This window comes from Mesorhizobium sp. UC74_2 (assembly GCF_042701485.1).
In the GTDB taxonomy this organism is placed as follows: Bacteria; Pseudomonadota; Alphaproteobacteria; order Rhizobiales; family Rhizobiaceae; genus Mesorhizobium.
Window position 1 is genome coordinate 5,909,787 of record NZ_CP170562.1, and the last position, 20,674, is coordinate 5,930,460.

The following is a 20,674-nucleotide window of genomic DNA, read 5'->3' on the forward strand; positions in this document are numbered from 1 at the left end:
CTCTCTCGTGCGAGGAGAGGGGCATGAATACCGCCCCCCGTCTCATCTCATCCGAAAAGCGCGGCGAGGATGCCGACCAGACGCTGCGCCCGCAGACGCTGGATGACTTTGTCGGCCAGGCGGCTGCGCGTGCGAACCTGAAGGTTTTCATCGAAGCTGCCAAGGGGCGAGGCGATGCGCTCGACCATGTCCTGTTCGTTGGCCCGCCCGGACTGGGCAAGACCACGCTGGCGCAGATCATGGCACGCGAGATGGGCGTCAATTTTCGCTCGACGTCGGGCCCGGTGATCGCCAAAGCCGGCGATCTCGCGGCATTGCTGACCAATCTGGAAGACCGTGACGTTCTCTTCATCGACGAGATCCATCGGCTCAGTCCGGCAGTGGAGGAAATCCTCTACCCGGCGATGGAGGATTTCCAGCTCGACCTGATCATCGGAGAAGGGCCAGCGGCGCGCTCGGTCAAGATCGATCTGGCCCGTTTCACGCTGGTGGCCGCCACGACGCGCCTCGGGCTCATCACCAATCCGCTGCGCGATCGTTTCGGCATTCCGGTGCGGCTGAATTTCTACACGGTCGAGGAACTGGAGCTGATCGTACGGCGCGGGGCGCGCATCCTCAGCATGCCGATCGCCGATGATGGCGCCGTCGAGATCGCCCGTCGTGCCCGTGGCACGCCGCGTATCGCTGGCCGGCTGCTGCGCCGCGTCCGCGACTTCGCGTCGGTCGCCGGTGCCGAGACCGTGTCGCGCAAGGTTGCGGACGAGGCGTTGTCGCGGCTTGAAGTCGATGCGCTCGGCCTCGATCAGCTCGACCGGCGCTATCTTTCGATGATCGCCATGAATTTCGGCGGCGGGCCGGTCGGCATCGAAACGATCGCGGCGGGCCTTTCGGAGCCGCGGGATGCAATCGAGGATATCATCGAGCCCTATCTGATCCAGCAGGGCTTCATCCAGCGTACCCCGCGCGGGCGCGTGCTGACGGCCAATGCCTGGAGGCATCTCGGCCTGGAGATGCCGCGCGATCTCGCGCAGCAGCAGATCAATCTTTTCCAGGAAGGGGATTGATCGATGTCCGGCGCGGACGACCTGCTCGGCGGCATTTCCGGCGCACTGACCGAATTCGGCCATCGGCTGATGGCGCGGGTCTATTATGCCGACACCGATTTCTCCGGCGTCGTCTACCATGCCCGCTATCTCGAATTCCTGGAGCGCGGCCGCTCGGATTTCCTGCGCCTGGCCGGCGTCCACCACACCGAACTCGCCGAGGGCAAGCATGGCGAAAAGATCGTCTGGGTCATCCGCCGCATGGAGATCGACTTCCGCTCGCCGGCCCGAATAGACGACATCCTGACGGTGGACACGCGCGCTGACGACATCTCCGGCGCACGCATCTTCATGGCGCAGCAACTCAAACGCGATGCGGAAGTGCTGGTCGATGCCAGGGTCGAGGCTGCGATCATCGGCGAGAATGGCCGTCCACGCCGCTTTCCGAAAGAGTGGGTGGCTGCCTTCATGCCAAAGGGCCGCTAAGCGAGCTTTTTCACTCTGTTGTGACCGTATGTTCGCGCGACAGTAATGCTGCGCCGCACAACGATTGCGATTCCTAACCTCTCCTTAACCATAACGGTTCATGAAGACATTGGTGAAGTTTGGAGGCGTTCGTGCCTTCGTTTTACCAATATTTGCCGTGAAAAGGCCGCGAAAGGCGCCTTTTGGGCATTTCCGGAAGCTTCGCGCGAACGGACCACAAGGGGTAGAGCGCCAGGGGCTAGCGGCGAGCCGGGCCCGGGAATTCTTAAGGAAGAAACCATGGAAAACATCGCACTCGCCGATCCGGGCGCGCAACTGTCGATTTGGGGCTTGTTCATGCAGGCCGGCTGGGTGGTCAAGCTGGTCATGCTGGGGCTCATCGGCGCTTCGGTCTGGACCTGGGCCATCGTCGTCGACAAGCTGATTTCCTACGCGCGCCTCCGTGTCGCGCTCAACCGCTTCGAGCAGGTATTCTGGTCGGGCCAATCGCTGGAAGAGCTTTACCGCAACCTCGCCGAGCGCAAGACCGTGGGCATGGGCGCCATCTTCGTGGCCGCCATGCGCGAATGGAAGAAGAGTTTCGAGAAGGGCGCAAAGTCGCCGCTCGCGCTGCAGACCCGCATCGACAAGGCGATGGACCTGGCGCTGACGCGCGAGATGGAGCGCCTGGAGGGCCGTCTCGGCTTCCTCGCCACCATCGGTTCGGCCGCACCCTTCATCGGTCTGTTCGGCACGGTTGTCGGCATCATGACCTCGTTCCAGGCCATCGCCGGTTCGAAGTCGACCAACCTCGCCGTCGTGGCGCCTGGTATCGCGGAAGCCCTGCTGGCGACTGCCATCGGCCTGCTCGCGGCTATTCCTGCCGTCATTGCCTACAACAAGCTGTCGTCGGACGCGGGCAAGATCGCGGTGCGCATGGAGGGCTTCGCCGACGAGTTCTCCGCCATACTGTCGCGCCAAATCGATGAGAAAGTGGCTCAGAAGGCCGCCTGAGGAATTACGCCGATGGGAATGTCAGTCAGCTCAGGCGGTTCGGGACGCGGTGGACGCGGCCACAGGCGGCGTGGCCGCCATCATGGCCTGATGTCGGAAATCAACGTCACGCCGTTCGTCGACGTCATGCTCGTGCTGCTCATCATCTTCATGGTGGCGGCGCCTCTGCTCACGGTCGGCGTACCGATCGACCTGCCGGAAACGCAGGCCAAGCCGATGAATGCGGAAACCCAGCCGATCACCGTTTCGGTGAACCAGGCCGGTGAAATCCATCTGCAGGAGACCGTGATCCCGCTCGAGGAGGTCGTTCCGAAGCTCGAGGCCATCGCCAAGACCGGTTATGAGGAGCGCATCTTCATCCGGGGCGACAAGGCCGCCGACTACGGCACGGTCATGAAGGTCATGGCCCGCATCTCGGCCGCAGGCTACAAGAACCTCGGCCTGGTCACACTGCAGGAACAGGACAAGTAACCTTGAAGGCCGGCCTCACCACATCGGTGATCCTGCATGCTGCCGTGATCGGGTTCGGCCTGTTCACGCTCAGGGCTCCGCCTGCGTTCCAGCCCATGAACGTCGAGTCGTTCCCCGTGGACATCGTCCCGGTGGAGGACGTTGCGCAGTCGGTGCAGGGCGACAAGAAGTCGACCGCGCGTGACAAGCCTGCGCCAAAACCGACGGAGCGGCCCGATATCGTCGCCAATGCACAGAAGATCGGCGAGAACAGCGTCGATACCGACAATCCGGTGACGCCGACGCCGAAACCAAAGCCGGTCGAGAACACGGAGTCGGCCCCCAAGGCGCCGGCGCCGACGGAAAAACCCAAGCCCGAAGATACGCCGAAGCCGAAGGAAGAGCCGAAGCCGACACCGGCAACGGAAGTCGCGCCGGCCGAACAGCCAAAACAGGATGTGAAGCCCGATCCCGTCAAGCAGCCTGAGCCGAAGCCGCAGCCGGTGAAGCAACCCGAGCCGGCGCCGAAGCCGGCCGAGCAGAAGCCTGCCGAGGCCAAGCCCGAGCCGGCGAAGCCGGATGCGGTGGCCGAGGCAATCGCTTCGGAACCGACGGAATCCGTTGCCCTGCCCAACTCGGCGCCCGCGCCGGAGGCCAAGCCGCGCCCCGAACAGGCCCAGGCCGAAACCGCCAAGGCTCCTGATCGCAAGAATTCGGACAAGCCGGTCAAGGAAGCGTCGTCGCGTCAGAAATCAGAGGACGATGCGTTCAACGACAAGGTCTCCGCTCTCCTGAACAAGGACAAACCTTCCGGCGGCGGCGCAAAGCGATCCGGCCAGCAGTCGTCGCTCGGCGGCGACCGGACCAATGGACAGAAGCTGAGCAACAGCGAAATGGGCGCCCTGCGTGAGCAGCTCAGCGGCTGCTGGACCATTCCGGCTGGCGCGCAGGATGCCGGAACCCTGGTCACGGTCATCCGGTTCAATGTGAATCAGTCAGGCAAGCTGGATGGCCGTCCGACGGTCCAGACCTCCAGCGGCAACCGTTCGTACGACGAAAGCGCCGTGCGAGCGATCCAGAAATGTGATCAGGCGGGGCTGATACTTCCAGCAGGAAAGCAGGACATCTGGTCCGAAATTCAAGTCACTTTCAACCCGAGCGACATGGGCATGTGATGTCTGTCACTCGGATATGAAAACAGGAATTCGTGATGAAGCATCTTTTCAAGACACTCTTTCTGATCGGCGCCATGGCCACCGGCATGAGCGGCCTTGCAATGTTGCCGGCGCATGCACTGGTGGAGATCGACGTCAACAAGGGCAATGTCGAGCCCTTGCCGATCGCCATCACCGACTTCGAGTCGTCCGGTGATCTCGGCAAGGAGATATCCGGCATCGTCGCCGCGGACCTCAAACGTTCCGGTCTGTTCGCGCCGATCGACAAGGGTGCCTTCATCGAGAAGATATCAAATCCCGACCAGACGCCGCGCTTCGAGGACTGGAAGGTGATCAACGCCCAGGCGCTGGTGACAGGCCGCGTCAACAAGGAAGCGGACGGTCGTATCCGTGCGGAATATCGTCTCTGGGATACTTTCGCCGGCCAACAGCTGGCAGGCGAGCAGTTCTTCGCGAACGCGGCCAACCAGCGCCGTGTCGCCCACATCATCGCCGATGCGATCTATGAGCGCCTGACCGGCGAAAAGGGCTATTTCGACACACGTGTCGTCTACATCGACGAGACGGGTGCCAAGAATGCGCGCAAGAAGCGCCTCGCCATCATGGACCAGGACGGTGCCAATGCGCGCTTCCTGTCCAACGGTGCCGCGATCGTGCTGACGCCGCGTTTCTCGCCGAACCGGCAGGAAATCACCTATATGTCCTATGAAAGCGGTGTGCCGAAGGTCTACCTGCTGCAGTTGGAAACAGGTCAGCGCGAACTCGTCGGCAATTTCCCCGGCATGACATTTGCGCCGCGCTTCTCGCCGGATGGCCAGAAGGTGATCATGAGCCTGCTGCGCGATGACGGCAATTCCAACATCTATGCGCTGGATCTGAGAAGCCGCTCGACCACACGTCTCACCGACTCGTCGGCGATCGACACTTCGCCGTCCTATTCGCCGGATGGTTCGCAGGTCGTCTTCACTTCGGATCGCGGCGGCGGCAGCGGTCGCTCGCAGATCTATGTGATGGGCGCCGACGGCTCCAACCCGCACCGCATCTCCTTCGGTGACGGTGTCTATTCAACACCGGTATGGTCGCCGCGCGGTGACCTGATCGCGTTCACCAAACAGGGTGGCGGTCAGTTCCAGATCGGCGTGATGAAGACGGACGGTTCGGGCGAGCGCATCCTGTCGACCGGATTCCAACAGGAAGGCCCGACCTGGGCGCCGAACGGACGTGTGCTGATGTTCTTCCGCGAGAGCGGTGGTGGGCCGAAGCTCTATTCGATCGACCTGACCGGCCGCAACGAGCAGCCGATCCCGACGTCGGGCTTCGGCTCCGATCCGGCCTGGTCGCCGCTTCTGGAGTGACGCATCGATCCCGAAACTTTACAGAAAGGGGCCTCCTGGCCCCTTTTTCGTGCCTTGGTCGCGTTTTGGCCGCATTTCGGACTAGAGCCTCGACCGAATGGTCTGGGGATCAGGGTGAGCAGCGCAAGCCGGCTACACTTTTCCAGGCAGTGCAGTGCAGCGTCAAGCGTGTCGCGGGATCGTGGTTCTACCCGACCGGAAGCCGCGGCGATGGTCGCGGACGGCGGCCGCAATAGAATTTTAACCGTGTTTCTTGAACGCCGGTTAACCCAAACGTGGTTACTGGCAGATCAACGAAATCACTCGAATGCGAAGGAGAGGCGGCATGCGCCGTATCGCAAAGCTTACCACGAACCCGGTCATGATCGCGCTGGTCGCCTCGCTGGCGATTGCAGGCTGCGCCTCGAAGAAGACCCCGAACAGCGCGGCTGATCTCGGCCTCGGCGGCGGCGCCGCCACTCCTGGTTCGGCACAGGACTTCACCGTCAATGTCGGCGACCGCATCTTCTTCGACACCGATTCCTCTTCGATCCGCGCCGATGCCCAGCAGACGCTTGGCCGCCAGGCCCAGTGGCTGAACAAGTACGGCCAGTACGCGATCGTCGTCGAAGGCCATGCCGACGAGCGCGGCACCCGTGAATACAACCTGGCGCTCGGCGCCCGCCGCGCTGCCGCGACCCGCGATTTCCTGATCGGCAAGGGTGTGGCCGGAAATCGCCTGAAGACGATTTCCTACGGCAAGGAACGTCCTGTCGCCGTCTGCGACGACATCTCGTGCTGGTCTCAGAACCGTCGCGCCGTCACCACTCTGTCGGGCGCGGGCTCCTGATCGCTGCCGGTCGCAGTCGAGACATTCCAGTAATCGTGAAAGGCGGCCGTGCGGCCGCCTTTTTTCTTGGCCGAACGGATCCTTGTTTCTGGTCGAAACAAAATTTGGCCGAAGTCTCGCGCCCTGCTAAAAGCGGATGCGTTCGGGTCGGCAATCGTTGCCAGGCGATGGCCGCTTCCGGGCAATGATCTGTTTTGACCCTGATGGCGAGAGACCAATGCATTTTAGAACAATCCTGAGCGGGACACTTGCAGTCCTGCTCGCAGCGAGTGTGATTGCACCCGCCAGTGCGGCCGGACCGGTGCGGACCACCGAGGACGGCTTTTCCTTCAGCTTGCCGAGCTTCGGACTTCCGGGCGTATTCGGCGGCAAGGAAAAGAAGAGTGAGCCGGTGCAGCTTGCCCAGTCGGGCTCAGTCGGCCTGGAGGACCAGATCCGCCAGATGAATGGCAAGATCGAAGAACTCAACTTCCAGATCTTGCAGCTGCAGGAACAGCTGCGCAAGACGCAGGAAGACAATGAGTTCCGCTTCCAGCAGATCGAGCAGGGGGGTGGTGCTGCCCCGCAGAAGAAATCCGACGCCGCCACTGGCGGCAACAGCGTGGCCCAGGCACCTGCCTCGGCCGCGCCTTCAGCGCCGGCTGCCGCCGGCGCCGGCCCCTCCGGACAGGCTCAGTCGGCCAATCAGGCCCCTCAGCCTGGCGGACAAAGCGATACCGGTGACCAGGTCGGCGATCTCATCATCGATTCCGGCAATGGCGAACCGGGCAAACTCGTCACGGGCAAGCCGCCGGCATCCTTCGGTACCATCACCGTCGACAAGAACGGCAATGTCATCAGCGCGGTGCCGCCGGCAGACGTTCCGAATTCGGCCCCGGCCTCGCCGGCTCCGGCCCAGGGCGGTGGCGTCGTTGCTTCATTGCCGTCCACCAACAGTCCCGACGAGCTCTATCGCAATTCCTATCAGTTCGTGCTTTCGGGGGACTACAATACCGCCGAACAAGGCTTCCGCCAGCATATCCAACGCTATCCGTCCGACCCCAAGGCCGCCGACGCGCACTACTGGCTGGGCGAATCCCTGCTCGGACAGCAGAAGTACCGCGACGCAGCCGAGGTTTTCCTCGCCGCCAGCAAGGACTACTCGAAGTCCAAGAAGGCACCCGACATGCTGCTGAAGCTTGGCATCTCGCTGATGGGCCTGAAGCAGCGCGACGTCGCCTGCGCCACCTTCTCGGAAGTGGGCAAGCGTTATCCCGACGCCTCCAGCGCGCTCAAGGAACGCGTCAAGCAGGAGCGGGCGCTCGCCTCGTGCTGATGCAACAAGCGGGCTCACTGCCCGCCGCTATGCTTTTCCCGCGGATCGATTTCGGCCAAGGCGCCGTAGCCGCCATTTCCGGCGGCAGTGACTCGACCGCTCTGCTTGTTCTCCTGAAGAACCATTTCGACCGTTTTCTGCCTTCGGCGCGGCTCATAGCCGTCACCGTCGATCATGCGCTGCGTTCGGCCTCTGCCACCGAGGCGCAAACCGTTGCCGGCCTCTGCGAGAAACTGGGCATTGTCCACCGCACGGTTGCCTGGGAAGGTGCCAAGCCTTCGAGCGGCATTCCTGCCGCGGCTCGCGAGGCGCGTTACAGGCTGCTCGCCGATGTCGCACGCGATGAAGGGCTCGACATTGTCGTGACCGGCCATACCGCCGACGATCAGGCCGAGACCGTTATCATGCGGCAGGCGCGGGACGAGGGGCCGGGGCTCGCCGGCATGGCGCCCGCAACACTTTATGAAGGCGATGTCTGGATCCTGCGCCCGCTGCTGGCCGAACGCCGTTCCACCCTGCGCGCGCTGCTGACGGCGCGCGGTCTCGGGTGGATCGACGACCCGACCAATCTTGACCCTGCGTTCGAGCGGCCACGTGCGCGTGCCACGCTCGCGGGGAATGAAAATCAGTTCGAGGATATTCTGGCCACTGCGTGCCGGGTCGCGCATGACCGCGAAGAGCTCAGCCACCGTGCCGCCATTCTGATTGACCGCCACGGCAGGCGATTGGCCCCTGGCCTGATCCGCCTCGCGCCTGAATTCGGGGCCGAAACTGACCGACCGGCGGCACTGCAGGCTATGCGCGTCCTGCTTGCCGTAACGGGAGGGACGTCCTTTCTGCCCGACAAGGATCGCGTCGCAGGACTTTTGCGGATGTCATCGGCCGGTACGGGTCGCGCTACATTGTCGCGGACGGTGATCGATGTGCGTCGCGCCGGCATCTTTCTTTACCGTGAAGCCCGTGGCCTTCCAGTTCCCTCGATGCCGTCGGATGGAGCCGTGTGGGACGGGCGGTATCGCATCACTTTCGACGACGGCGTCGAGGGTTGCGTGATCGCCCCGTTTGGACGCGAGGGGGGGCTGGAAAGCACAGCGTCGGCGGGAGAGGAAGCTCCGGCAAGCCTGTTTCGCGCCGCCCATGCAGTGGAGCCGGCGGTCTGGCGAGATGGCATTCGCCTCGGTTCACCGGGCGAACCCGGGCGATTGCCGGGGGCGCAAGTCGTTCCCGTCGTCGCTCCTTTCGCGCGGTTCCTGTCCGGCTTCGACCTGGAGGTCGCGCGCGCCGTATCGGGACTCGTCGGCGCTCCCTCCCTTCCGGCGCCACCGCTGAAAGTGCCTGCCGGATCTCAAGCGAGCGCTAATGCTTAACCGAGCCATGTTCTTATGCTTGGCAAGGGGGGGCGCTCTCCCTATGTTAGGCCTAACTCTTCAAGGATCCGCGTCCAAACATGGGCGCCAACGGGACAATCGATGAATCCGAACTATCGTAATCTCGCACTCTGGGCGATTATAGCGGTCCTGCTGATCGCTCTCTTCAATCTGTTCCAGACGCCGCAGACCCGTGGGGCTTCCACGGACGTTCCTTATTCGCAGTTCCTGCAGGATGTCGCCTCGGGACGCGTGAAGGCGGTGACGATCGCAGGCGAGCGCATCTCCGGCACCTATGCCGACAGCGCAGCCGGCTTCCAGACCTACTCGCCCGGCGATCCTTCGCTGGTCTCGCGGCTCGAGGAAAAGAACGTCGTCATCAACGCCCGTCCGGAAACCGACGGCTCCAACACGCTGTTCGGCTACCTGATCTCGTGGCTGCCGATGATCCTGATCCTCGGCGTGTGGATTTTCTTCATGCGCCAGATGCAGTCCGGCTCCGGCCGCGCGATGGGCTTCGGAAAATCCAAGGCGAAGCTGCTCACCGAGGCGCATGGCCGCGTCACCTTCCAGGACGTCGCCGGTGTCGACGAAGCCAAGCAGGATCTGGAAGAAATCGTCGAGTTCCTGCGCGATCCGCAGAAGTTCCAGCGGCTGGGTGGCAAGATTCCGCGCGGCGTGCTGCTGGTCGGCCCTCCCGGCACCGGTAAGACGCTGCTGGCTCGTTCGGTCGCGGGCGAAGCCAATGTGCCATTCTTCACCATTTCCGGTTCGGACTTCGTCGAAATGTTCGTCGGCGTCGGCGCCAGCCGCGTCCGCGACATGTTCGAGCAGGCCAAGAAGAACGCTCCCTGCATCATCTTCATCGACGAAATCGATGCGGTCGGCCGTCATCGCGGCGCCGGTCTCGGCGGCGGCAATGACGAGCGCGAGCAGACGCTGAACCAGTTGCTGGTCGAGATGGATGGCTTCGAGGCCAATGAGTCGATCATCCTGATCGCCGCGACCAACCGTCCGGACGTGCTGGACCCCGCGCTGCTGCGTCCGGGCCGCTTCGACCGTCAGGTCGTGGTGCCGAACCCCGACATCGTCGGCCGCGAGAAGATCCTCAAGGTGCATGTGCGCAATGTGCCGCTGGCGCCGAACGTCGACCTGAAGACGGTCGCGCGCGGCACGCCGGGCTTCTCGGGTGCCGACCTGATGAACCTCGTCAACGAGTCGGCGCTGATGGCGGCGCGGCGCAACAAGCGCCTCGTCACCATGCAGGAGTTCGAGGACGCCAAGGACAAGATCATGATGGGCGCGGAACGCCGTTCCTCGGCCATGACGCAGGCCGAGAAGGAACTGACCGCCTATCACGAGTCCGGCCATGCCATTCTGGCGCTCAACGTGCCGGCTGCCGACCCGCTGCACAAGGCGACCATCATTCCGCGCGGTCGTGCGCTGGGCATGGTCATGCAGCTCCCCGAGGGCGACCGCTACTCGATGAGCTACAAGTACATGATCTCGCGCCTGGCCATCATGATGGGCGGTCGCGTGGCGGAGGAGTTCAAGTTCGGCAAGGAGAACATTACCTCCGGCGCCTCGTCGGATATCGAGCAGGCGACGAAGCTGGCGCGGGCCATGGTCACGCGCTGGGGCTTCTCCGACAAGCTCGGTCACGTCGCTTATGGCGAAAACCAGGAAGAGGTGTTCCTCGGTCATTCGGTGGCGCGTACGCAGAACGTGTCGGAAGAGACCGCGCAGATCATCGACGCAGAGGTGCGCCGCCTGATCGACGAGGCCTATTCGACCGCCAAGACGATCCTGACCAAGAAGAAGAAGGACTGGATCGCGCTGGCCGAAGGCCTGCTCGAATACGAAACGCTTTCCGGCGACGAGATCAAGCAGTTGATCGCGGGTCAGAAGCCGTCGCGTGACCTTGGTGACGATACGCCGACCGCGCGCGGATCGGCTGTACCGAAGGCCGGTACCGGTGGCCGCCGCAAGAAGGGCCCGGAGCCTGAAGGTGGCATGGAACCGCAGCCGTCGAACTAAGGCTGGATTGGGATTGAATGCAAACGCCGCGACTTTGTCGCGGCGTTTCTTTTTGAGACTTCCGTCCACGGGGTTGTCTCCACGCCGGATACAGACGAGCCCGGCAATCGTGGCTATTGTTGTCGGAGGCGCACGCGCTCGCGAAGCCTGATGCTGCACGCGAAGAGGGACATCGCCCGGCCATGCAGACATTTGAATGGATCATTGCGCTCCTGCTTGGCGCCGCGCTGCTTTCGGCGCTGGCGCGGCGCCTGGCCGTGCCTTATCCGACTTTTCTCGCCGTTGGCGGCGTGCTGATCCCATTTCTGCCAGGCAGTCCGCAATGGACGCTCGATCCACATCTGGCACTCGCTCTGTTCGTGGCCCCGGTGCTGGTCGATTCCGCCTACGACACTTCGCTGCGCGATCTTCGTGACAACTGGCTGCCGGTGACCGGTCTTGTGCTGATGGCTGTCGGTTTGACCACCTTCGCAGTGGCCATGGCGGCGCGCTGGCTGGTGCCGGGCATCTCCTGGCCGGTCGCCGTCGCGCTCGGCGCTATCGTAGCGCCACCCGATGCCGCGGCGGCGACGGCTGTGATGCGGCAGGTCAAGCTGCCGCACCGGCTCCTGAAGATCCTCGAAGGGGAAAGCCTGCTCAACGACGCCAGTGCACTGTTGCTCTACAAGCTGGCCGTCATGGCGGTGCTCGGGGGCGGGCTTTCGCTGTCGAGCGGTGCGCCCGTTTTCCTGCTGACGGTGTTTGGAAGTGTGGCGGCTGGATATGTCCTGGCGCGCGTGCTGACGCCGGCCATACGCTTCGAGGATTTCCCGACTTCGATCATCGCCCAGTTCACCGTCACCTTCGGCGTCTGGATCACCGCCGAGGCGATCGGCCTGTCCGGCATCCTGACCATCGTCGTCTATGCGATGACGATCGCCAACACGCGCGGACCGAATATGCCAGCCAGGCTGCGGGTGCCGGTCTACGCGGTCTGGGAAGCGGTCGTCTTCATCCTCAACGCCATGGCCTTCGTGCTCATCGGCATGCAGCTCGGTCCGATCTGGGAGCGGCTTACGCCGGATATGCGCGGCAATTACGTCCTGTTCGCAGCGACCATCCTTGCCGTCGTCGTTCTGACGCGCTTTGCCTGGGTGATGAGCTACAACAAGCTGATCCGCTGGCGCATCGAGCGCTATGGTTTCAATCCACCGCGTCCTATGTCGAGGCCGACACGCGCGAGCGGGATTGTGATTTCCTGGGCCGGCATGCGTGGCATCGTCACCCTTGCCGCGGCCTTTTCCATACCCGAGGTGATGCGTGACGGATCGCCCTTTCCTTATCGCGATCTCATCCTGTTCACTGCCTTCGCTGTCGTCTTCGGCACGCTGGTGCTGCAGGGACTGACCTTGCGGCCGTTGATATTATGGCTTGGTCTTTCCGACGACGACCCGGTCGGACGGGAAGTGCGGCACGGGCGTGTCGAAGCCTACAAGGCAGCCGTTGCCGCTATCGGACAGGAAGACAGTCTCGCCGCGAGGCTGCTGCGCAAGGAGTACGGTGCCATTGTCGAGCTGTGCGAGGTCGGCGGCGAGCCCCGCCAGGCGGCAGGTCTGCCAGGTGGTGCCCTGCGGCTTCAGGCCATCACCGCTGCTCGCGCACGCGCGATCGAACTGAGGCGGACGTTCGTCATCGGTGACGACGCATTCCACCTGCTGGAAGAAGAACTCGACTGGGCGGAACTCAGCGCGGTTGGTCGAAGCGCTCCTGCCTGATCAGACGGCCTAGCGGCCAACACGCTCCACCATCAGTGCAACATGGGCTTCGATCTCCTCCCGCAGGCGAGCGCGGGCATCACCATCACTGGTGACAAGGTAGAGGTCGACCATCGTGCTGACCATGACGCTCAGAAAGCGCAGCCGCACCGGCTCGAGACTTTCCCAGTCCGTTGCATAACGGGCAAGAAAAGGCACAAGCAGGTCGCCTGTGATACCGGTATGGACATCGGTTTGCTGGTCAGCCTCGATCGGCCGGATGGACCGCATTGCCGCGAGCAGGCCGGCATGGGCTGGAATGGAGTCGGCCACTTCCAGATAGCGTGAGAGCAGGGCGCGGGCGGCGTCGACTGCCTTCAGATCGGAAGGTAGTGCGTCGAGCGTTGCCAGGCATTGTGCGACGATGCGTGCAACGGTTGCTTCGTAGGCGGCAAGCAGCAAGGCCTCCCGGTCGACAAAATACCGGTAGATCGTGCCGACCGCGACACCGGTTTCGGCGGCGATGCGGGTTGTCGTTACCGCGTCATGCCCATCCGAGGCAACCACGCCTTCCACAGCTTCGAGCAAAGCGGTGCGCGTTTTCAGCGCGCGGCGCTGGCGTGGTTCAACAGGTTTCGAGCGGGTGGTCGGATGATCCATAAGTGAAACAGTTTCATCTTTGTTGACAGCTGTCCAGCACGGGCGCATTGTCTGGGCAAAACGACGCGACGCAAGGGAGAGGGCGATGCGTGCAACCAAGATGCGGGCAGCATTGTTTCTTGCGTATGCGGCCCTGGCTGCGCCCGCTTCGGCGGCCGAGATTGCCGTTGCCGCCGGCGATGGCGCAGCGGAGAAACTTGTCGAAGCGCTGATTTCCGCGCAGCCAGGCGATACGGTCGCGATCGGTCCGGGACGTATCGAGTTGACGGAAGGTCTGTCGCTTGACGCCGACGACGTGACCGTCAAAGGCGCGGGTCCTGACCAGACGATCCTTTCCTTGAAGGGCCAGACCGGTTCGGGCGAAGGGCTGCTCGTTACCTCGGATCGCGTCGTGCTGGAGGATTTCGCTGTCGAGGACGCCAAGGGCGACGGTGTCAAATCCAAAGGTTCAAAACAGATCACCTTCCGCAACCTGCGCGTCGAATGGACGAACGGGCCGAACGAGAAAAACGGCTCCTACGGCGTCTATCCCGTCTCCTCCAGGCATGTGCTGATCGACAGGGTTACCGTGCGCGGCGCCTCCGATGCCGGTATCTATGTCGGCCAGAGCGAGGACATCATCGTGCGCAACTCGCGAGCTGAATACAATGTCGCCGGCATTGAGATCGAGAACTCCATGCGCGCCGATGTCTACAAGAACGTTGCGACCCATAACACCGGAGGCATTCTCATTTTCGATCTGCCCAACCTGCCGGTACAGGGCGGGCATGACATCCGTGTCTTCGACAACGACGTCGTGGACAACGATACGGCGAATTTCGCGCCGAAGGGCAATACCGTGGCCATGGTGCCGAAAGGCACCGGCATCATGGTGATGGCGAACCGCAACGTGCATGTGTTCGGCAATCGCCTGTCTGGCAACGGCACCACGCATGTGCTGATCGGCGCCTATCCGAAAGATTATGACGACAAGAACTACATGTTCGTGCCGCGTGGTGTCTTCGTGCACGGCAACATCTATGGCGAAGGCGGCAATGCACCCGACGGCGACGTGGGCAAGATGATCACCGATATCTCGGGCACACCTGTGCCGGACATCGTCTGGGATGGCGTGACAAGGATTCCCGAATATCTCAGCTGGGTCTCCGCCGAGAACCAGATTTACGTCGACGAGGCGGAAGGCACGAGTTTCGTCAATCTGAAGATGCTGTCGCAACTGCTGCTGCCCTGGGGCTGGTGGCCCGACACCGATATCTCGGCCTACAAAGGGAGCTTGCCTGAACCGGCGCCCGTCAAACTGCCGCAGGACGGCGGCGCGTGAAACTCGCCGGGATCGCACGGTCCTTGATCCTGGCGTCAGCGGCGCTTGCCGCGCTTGCCGTTCCCGCTCGAGCCGTTTCCGACCCGGCAATTCTCGGGCCAACACCGCCGAGGCAATTATCCGAGTTCGGTTTCTTCGAGGATCCGCGAGAACAGGCACCGGCATCCGGGGTCGTGCCGTTCCGACTGGCGACACCGCTGTTTTCGGATGGCGCCGAGAAGTTCCGTTTCGTCTATGTGCCCAATGGCCAGGCAGCGGCGTATAACGCAGTCGAGGCTTTCGATTTCCCGGTGGGCACCGCGCTGGTCAAGACTTTCGCCTTTCCCGCGGATTACAGAAAGCCGGCCGAGAAGCTGCGCCTGGTCGAGACCCGGGTCCTGCTGCATCATGCGGATGGCTGGTCGGCCTGGGCCTATCTCTGGAATGACCAGCAGACCGATGCCACGCTGAAGATCGCCGGTGCGAAAGTTTCGATCTCTTCGATCGGGACTGATGGAGCGCCGCTGTCGTTCGATTATTCGGTGCCCAACAAGAACCAATGCAAGGCGTGCCATGCCTTCAACGGCAAGATCATTCCGCTGGGTCCGAAGGCTCGCAACCTGAACATCGACTACGCTTATGCGAGGGGAACCGAGAACCAGCTCGTCCATTGGGGTGCGGCTGGCTTGCTCACCGGAGTGCCGGAAGCTGCGGAAATCCCGGCTGCCGCCGACTGGCGTGATGAAACGACTACCCTTGAGAAACGAGCCCGTACATGGCTCGACGTCAATTGTGCGCACTGCCACCGTGCCGAAGGGCCAGCCAGCAATACGGGCCTGTTCCTGACATATGGCGAGAATGTGCCGGTGCGGTACGGTGTGCTGAAGCGGCCGGCTGCGGCGGGGCGAGGTTCCGGTGATCGCGAATTCGACATCGTGCCAGGTGAGCCCGATCGTTCGATCGTGACCTACCGCGTGGAGAGCACGGTGCCCGGTGTGATGATGCCTGAGCTGGGCCGCCATATTGCCGATCCGGATGCGGTCAAGCTGCTTGCCGACTGGATCGCGTCGCTGCGGTAGCAATGGTGAATGCGGCAATCAATGAAAAGGGGTCGCGAACCCCTGGCGGTTCGCGCCCCCTTTTCGTCCAATCGGATCAAGCCGGCTGAGTGGCTTTCAGCCGCTTGCTGCAGATGCTGTAGTAGCCACCGCCTTTCTGGATCCAGCGCAGCCCGTTCAGCGTGCCGGCCTCCTTGTTGGCGTGATACTGCTTGAGGCAGGAGTGCATGCGCGCCTTCGACGGTGTCTCGTCCTTGAAGTCGGCTGCGATCTCGGTCGGGAATGTAACGCCCGCCGGCGCTTCCGCCGGATTGATGGAAGCCTTGTCGAGGGAAGCCTCCTTCTTGTCCAGCGTGTGGCCGCATTCCGCGGTTCGGTACTCGTCCCATCCACGACCGTTCAGTTCATCGTTGCGCTTGGCTTCCTGGTAGCGGGCGCCGCACTCCTTGAAGGAAACGAAGGCGACCTTTTCCACGGTAGCCGCAGTCGCGGCGTCGCCGGTATCAGCTGTGTCGGAACCGCATTCCGCCTTGCGGAAGGCGATCCAGTTCATTCCGTCGAGTGTGTCGGCGTCCTTGGCGGCCTGATATTTGGCGCTGCACTCTTTCATCGTCAGCGCGCTGGCCGGCATGACGCCGAGTGGAAACAAGATAGTCGCGGCAGTGGCCGCCAGATAAAGAACTCGCATGCAACCTCCCGATGCGTGATTTAAGAAACGCTGTTTGTATACTATTTGTTCTTCTTACGTTCCACAAGAATCTTGCAGTAGGGACAAAAAAAGAATCGCGTGAGCAAAACCCACGCGATTCCTTGTACTTGACGCTGACCTGGCGCCGAGGCGCCGTCGATCAGCTCTTCAGGCGGGCGTTGCAGAGGCTGTAGTAACCGCCGCCCTTCTGGATCCACTTCAGGCCACCGAGGGCGTTGTTGTCCTTGGCAGTGTAGTACTGATCGAGGCAGGTGTGCATGCGCGCCTTGCCGGGAGACTCAGAAGAATACTTCTTCGCAACCGCGCTCGGGAACTTGACGCCGCTCGGCGCCTTTGCCGTCGGTGCGTCCGGCTCGTTGGTGTAGGTGGCTTCGTCTGCCGCCGGCACCGAGTCGTCGTCATTGGCGCCGGCGCTGCAGTTGGCCTTGCGGAAATCGTTCCACTTCTGACTGCCCAGCGTACCACCGCTCTTGGCGGCCTGGTACTTGGTCGAGCACTCGGCCATGGTCAGGCCCTTGCCGCCGGCGGCGGCATCAGCCGCCTTGGTCGCAGCCTTGGCAGGCTTGGCCGGGGCAGCGGTGGTGTCGACCGCGGCACTCGCGCCCGGGCCGCACTGGGCCTTGCGGAAGTCGTTCCATTTCATGCCGTTGAGCGTGCCGGCCGCCTTGGCAGCCTGGTATTTTGCCGAGCACTCCTTGGCGGTCAGGCCTTTGGCGTCATCGCTCGCGGCGGCGGCTTTTTTCGCCGGCTTGCTGGTGTCGTCGGCGTTGGCCTTGGCCTTCTGCGCCGGCTTGGTGGTGTCCGTCGCTGCGCTGGCGTCGGTGCCGCACTGCGCCTTGCGGAACTGGTTCCAGGTCTGGCCGGCCAGTGTGCCGGCGTCCTTGGCGGCGTTATACTTGGTGCTGCACTCGGCCATCGTGAGTGCGCTGGCTGGTTGCGCCAGGAACAGGGTCACGACGGCAAGGCCCGTCAATGTAGCAAGTCGATCGATGAGCATAGCGTTCTCTCCGTTGTGCCACTCACAATCAATCCCATGCGAGCAATAGCGCGCAAGCCGTGCCTGCGCTAGTGCAGCAGCCGCATCTCCTCCCGCACTTATCCGCGAGCATTGTGACCATTGCGTCGCATTTTTGGCGGGGCAACAAATTTCTAAGATTCATGACATACTATAACACAAAGTGATGGCTTGGCACCGGGCAGTTGTGGCATTAGCAGCCATCGGGCAAACAGCCAGGGACGTGTAGTAGATGTCGGGACGTTATTTCGGAACGGATGGTATTCGCGGTCGCGCGAACAAGTTCCCAATGACGGCGGAAATCGCCATGAAGGTCGGCATGGCCGCCGGTCTTTCCTTCCAGCGTGGCAGCCATCGTCACCGTGCCGTGCTCGGCAAGGACACCCGGCTTTCGGGCTACATGATCGAAAACGCGCTGGTGGCCGGTCTGTGCGCCGCCGGCATGGACGTCTTCCTGCTCGGGCCGATCCCGACGCCAGGCGTTGCCATGCTGGTGCGCTCGCTGCGCGCCGACATCGGCGTGATGATCTCGGCCTCGCATAACCCGTATCACGACAACGGCATCAAGCTGTTTGGCCCGGATGGCTACAAGCTTTCGGACGAGATCGAGGAGCGGATCGAAAGCATGCTCGATGAGGATGTCGAGATGGCTCTCGCCGACTCCGACAGCCTCGGCCGCGCCAAGCGCGTCGATGGCGTTCACGACCGCTACATCGAATTTGCCAAGCGCACCCTGCCGCGGGCCATGTCGCTGTCGGGCCTGCGCATTGTCGTCGATTGCGCCAACGGCGCGGGCTACAAGGTCGCGCCGGCCGCACTCTGGGAACTCGGGGCCGACGTTGTCGCCATCAATGTCGAGCCGAACGGTTTCAACATCAACAAGGAATGCGGTTCCACCCATCCGGCCGAACTGCAGAAGAAGGTGCACGAGGTTCGGGCCGACATTGGCATCGCACTGGATGGCGACGCTGACCGCGTCGTCATCGTCGACGAGAATGGCATGGTGGTCGACGGCGACCAGATCATGGCGCTGATCGCCGAATCCTGGCACCAGAACGGCCGCCTGGCTGGTGGTGGCGTGGTTTCCACCATCATGTCCAACCTTGGCCTCGAGCGCTTCCTGGCCGGCATGAAGCTGCAGCTTCACCGCACCAAGGTCGGCGACCGCTATGTCGTCGAGCACATGCGCGCGAATGGCCTCAATGTCGGCGGCGAGCAGTCCGGCCACATCGTGCTTTCCGATTTCTCGACCACCGGCGACGGCCTGGTTTCAGCGCTGCAGGTGCTTGCTTGCGTCAAGCGCCAGAACCGTCCGGTCAGCGAACTGCTCAAGAAATTCGAACCCGTGCCGCAATTGCTGAAGAATGTGCATTTCTCGGGCGGCAAGCCGCTTGAGGAAGCGCCGGTCAAGGCTGCGATCGAAGAAGCCCAGAACCGGCTCGGCAAGAAGGGCCGGCTGGTCATTCGCCCTTCCGGCACCGAACCACTCATCCGCGTCATGGCGGAAGGTGACGATCCGAAGCTCGTCGAAGAGGTCGTCAACGACATTGTCGGCGTGATTTCCGAGACACGCAGCGCCGCCTGAAGCCAGTTTCGTCCCCTCAGGGCAAGACTGAATGACACGACCCGCTCCGGCGGGTCGTGTGCGTTCTGGCGAAGGTTTCGCCGCAGCGCTTTGATGGAAATCTAGACGAGTATAGTTAACTGATACGGTTAAATGCCTTTTAACCTTTGCAATTCATTATCCACACCCGAGGTCAATCATGTTCGGGCACCATCCGTGTTCCGACGTCTCAAGGGTGACAAGGATGTACAATTTCGGAAGGAAGGCAGCCGTGGCCGGCTTGCTGCTGTCCGGCCTCGCCGCACCGGCGCTGGCGGCGGATCTGGCCGAGCCGCCGGTGGTGGAAGCCCCACCCGTCGCGGCGCCGGTCTATGAAGAAGCCGAATATGGCGGCTGGTACATCCGTGGTGATCTCGGCTACCGCAAATCCAATATGAGCAGCCCGGAATATGTCCTTCCTGGTGGCTTTGTCGGGACCTTCGACACGCACAAGCTGAAGGGTGGCTTCTCGATCGGTGGCGGTGTTGGCTACCAGGTCACCAAATACTTCCGCACGGACGTTACCCTGGACTACTGGTCGAAGACCAAGTTCAATGGCGGCACGTCGGGTTTTTGCGGCACGGGCCTGCCCTGTACGTCGACCGACACCAGCTCCTATTCGGCGCTGCTCCTGTTGGCTAACGCCTATGTCGACATCGGCACCTGGCACGGCATCACACCTTATGTCGGCGCCGGTATCGGTGGTGCGAACCTCAAATGGAACACCCTTGTCAACAAGGACCCGGATGGCGAGTTCGAGCACGAAGGCAAGAAAGGCTGGCGTTTCGCCTATGCAGTCATGGCCGGTGCTTCCTACTGCCTGACCGACACCACCAAGCTCGATGTCGGTTATCGCTACAGCCACATCAACGGCGGCGGCATGTTCGGCTACAAGGTCGGCGGTGGCCCCGGCTTCGACAAGGGCATCAATACGCACGAAGTGCGTGCTGGCTTGCGCTATCAGTTCGGTGGCCGGTCGGACTGCGCGCCGCCCCCGCCAGTCTATGTGCCGGAGCCGGAACCGGTCTACACGAAGTAATCCCTGCCTCGAAAATTTCAGAACCCGCCCGGCAATGCCGGGCGGTTTTTCGTTCAGGGAAACGTCGGCAGATCACCAACCCAGCCACAGCGCGATCAGCGCCAGCGCAGCCGGGACAGCCTGGATGTAGAGGATCCTGCGGCTTGCCGTCGCCGCGCCATAGAGCCCGGCAACGATGACGCAGAGCAGGAAGAAGGTTTTTACCTGGAAGCCGGCTTCGCCGAGATACAGTCCCCAGATCAGCCCTGCGGCAAGGAAGCCGTTGTAAAGGCCCTGATTGGCCGCAAGAACCTTCGAGGCCGTGGCGAATTCGGGGGTCAGGCCGAAAGCCTTGTGGCCGCGCGGCGTGTCCCACAGCACCATTTCCAGATAGACGATGTAGACGTGGATCAGCGCGACCAGGCCGACCAATATGTTCGCGATCATTGTCTCCCCCTTGCCCGTCAAGATCGCGGATGTTCCCGCAAGCTCGCGTTTCGCGCAAGCCGTGCGGATAGGGTTGCCATC

19 protein-coding genes are annotated in these 20,674 nt (G+C 62.6%); 15 read left to right on the forward strand and 4 right to left on the reverse strand.

The window, feature by feature from the left end; genetic code table 11:
• The first annotated feature begins 23 nt into the window (after positions 1-23).
• The 11 genes from ruvB (at position 24) to ACFJIU_RS28905 (ending at position 12,804) form a co-directional block, all read left to right on the forward strand.
• Complete coding sequence (gene ruvB, locus ACFJIU_RS28855; RefSeq protein ID WP_379065787.1) at positions 24-1,064, forward strand: Holliday junction branch migration DNA helicase RuvB; 1,041 nt, start codon at positions 24-26, stop codon at positions 1,062-1,064.
• A 3-nt stretch (positions 1,065-1,067) separates the two neighbouring features.
• Positions 1,068-1,529: a tol-pal system-associated acyl-CoA thioesterase gene (gene ybgC, locus ACFJIU_RS28860; protein ID WP_379065789.1), complete on the forward strand. Its 462-nt coding sequence runs from the start codon at positions 1,068-1,070 to the stop codon at positions 1,527-1,529.
• Positions 1,530-1,808: 279 nt separating this feature from the next.
• Positions 1,809-2,522 carry a protein TolQ gene (gene tolQ, locus ACFJIU_RS28865; RefSeq protein ID WP_129412716.1) on the forward strand — a complete coding sequence of 238 codons (714 nt, stop codon included), beginning with the start codon at positions 1,809-1,811 and terminating at the stop codon, positions 2,520-2,522.
• Between the two features lie 12 nt (positions 2,523-2,534).
• Positions 2,535-2,993 carry a protein TolR gene (gene tolR, locus ACFJIU_RS28870; protein WP_054313860.1) on the forward strand — a complete coding sequence of 153 codons (459 nt, stop codon included), beginning with the start codon at positions 2,535-2,537 and terminating at the stop codon, positions 2,991-2,993.
• A gap of 2 nt (positions 2,994-2,995) precedes the next feature.
• Positions 2,996-4,147, forward strand: coding sequence for a TonB family protein (locus ACFJIU_RS28875; protein ID WP_379065791.1), 1,152 nt, complete (start codon positions 2,996-2,998; stop codon positions 4,145-4,147).
• A 74-nt stretch (positions 4,148-4,221) separates the two neighbouring features.
• A complete protein-coding gene (tolB, locus tag ACFJIU_RS28880) occupies positions 4,222-5,502 on the forward strand; it encodes a Tol-Pal system beta propeller repeat protein TolB (RefSeq protein WP_245488598.1) in 1,281 nt (426 codons plus the stop codon).
• A 325-nt stretch (positions 5,503-5,827) separates the two neighbouring features.
• Positions 5,828-6,331: a peptidoglycan-associated lipoprotein Pal gene (gene pal / locus ACFJIU_RS28885; protein ID WP_129412719.1), complete on the forward strand. Its 504-nt coding sequence runs from the start codon at positions 5,828-5,830 to the stop codon at positions 6,329-6,331.
• A 217-nt stretch (positions 6,332-6,548) separates the two neighbouring features.
• Complete coding sequence (ybgF, locus tag ACFJIU_RS28890) at positions 6,549-7,646, forward strand: tol-pal system protein YbgF (protein ID WP_379065793.1); 1,098 nt, start codon at positions 6,549-6,551, stop codon at positions 7,644-7,646.
• On the forward strand, positions 7,646-9,013 hold the full coding sequence (tilS, locus tag ACFJIU_RS28895) for a tRNA lysidine(34) synthetase TilS (RefSeq protein WP_379073261.1): 1,368 nt from the start codon (positions 7,646-7,648) through the stop codon (positions 9,011-9,013). The genes ybgF and tilS overlap by 1 nt, the downstream gene beginning before the upstream one ends.
• Positions 9,014-9,115: 102 nt before the next feature.
• Positions 9,116-11,050 carry an ATP-dependent zinc metalloprotease FtsH gene (ftsH, locus tag ACFJIU_RS28900; protein ID WP_379065795.1) on the forward strand — a complete coding sequence of 645 codons (1,935 nt, stop codon included), beginning with the start codon at positions 9,116-9,118 and terminating at the stop codon, positions 11,048-11,050.
• Positions 11,051-11,232: 182 nt separating this feature from the next.
• Positions 11,233-12,804, forward strand: coding sequence for a cation:proton antiporter (locus ACFJIU_RS28905; protein WP_379065797.1), 1,572 nt, complete (start codon positions 11,233-11,235; stop codon positions 12,802-12,804).
• A gap of 9 nt (positions 12,805-12,813) precedes the next feature.
• Here ACFJIU_RS28905 and ACFJIU_RS28910 read toward each other — a convergent pair whose 3' ends face one another.
• A complete protein-coding gene (locus tag ACFJIU_RS28910) occupies positions 12,814-13,443 on the reverse strand; it encodes a TetR/AcrR family transcriptional regulator (protein WP_379065799.1) in 630 nt (209 codons plus the stop codon).
• A gap of 85 nt (positions 13,444-13,528) precedes the next feature.
• On the opposite strand from ACFJIU_RS28910, the gene ACFJIU_RS28915 reads away from it, so the two are divergent.
• Together ACFJIU_RS28915 and ACFJIU_RS28920 are read left to right on the forward strand one after the other, a co-directional pair.
• Positions 13,529-14,764, forward strand: a complete 1,236-nt coding sequence (locus ACFJIU_RS28915) for a parallel beta-helix domain-containing protein (protein ID WP_379065801.1) — start codon at positions 13,529-13,531, stop codon at positions 14,762-14,764.
• Positions 14,761-15,822: an SO2930 family diheme c-type cytochrome gene (locus ACFJIU_RS28920; protein WP_379065803.1), complete on the forward strand. Its 1,062-nt coding sequence runs from the start codon at positions 14,761-14,763 to the stop codon at positions 15,820-15,822. Before ACFJIU_RS28915 ends, ACFJIU_RS28920 begins: the two co-directional genes overlap by 4 nt.
• Positions 15,823-15,898: 76 nt before the next feature.
• Here ACFJIU_RS28920 and ACFJIU_RS28925 read toward each other — a convergent pair whose 3' ends face one another.
• Both ACFJIU_RS28925 and ACFJIU_RS28930 read right to left on the reverse strand, forming a co-directional pair.
• Positions 15,899-16,489 carry an antifreeze protein gene (locus ACFJIU_RS28925; protein ID WP_379065805.1) on the reverse strand — a complete coding sequence of 197 codons (591 nt, stop codon included), beginning with the start codon at positions 16,487-16,489 and terminating at the stop codon, positions 15,899-15,901.
• 160 nt (positions 16,490-16,649) lie between these two features.
• A complete protein-coding gene (locus tag ACFJIU_RS28930) occupies positions 16,650-17,507 on the reverse strand; it encodes a hypothetical protein (RefSeq protein ID WP_379065807.1) in 858 nt (285 codons plus the stop codon).
• Between the two features lie 250 nt (positions 17,508-17,757).
• Here ACFJIU_RS28930 and glmM point away from each other — a divergent pair, with 250 nt between their 5' ends.
• Together glmM and ACFJIU_RS28940 are read left to right on the forward strand one after the other, a co-directional pair.
• On the forward strand, positions 17,758-19,110 hold the full coding sequence (gene glmM / locus ACFJIU_RS28935) for a phosphoglucosamine mutase (RefSeq protein ID WP_379065809.1): 1,353 nt from the start codon (positions 17,758-17,760) through the stop codon (positions 19,108-19,110).
• A 223-nt stretch (positions 19,111-19,333) separates the two neighbouring features.
• Positions 19,334-20,167, forward strand: coding sequence for an outer membrane protein (locus tag ACFJIU_RS28940; RefSeq protein ID WP_129412728.1), 834 nt, complete (start codon positions 19,334-19,336; stop codon positions 20,165-20,167).
• Between the two features lie 72 nt (positions 20,168-20,239).
• Here ACFJIU_RS28940 and ACFJIU_RS28945 read toward each other — a convergent pair whose 3' ends face one another.
• Positions 20,240-20,593 (reverse strand): DUF1304 domain-containing protein, encoded by a 354-nt coding sequence (locus tag ACFJIU_RS28945; RefSeq protein ID WP_379065812.1) that lies wholly within the window; start codon positions 20,591-20,593, stop codon positions 20,240-20,242.
• Positions 20,594-20,674 lie beyond the last annotated feature (81 nt).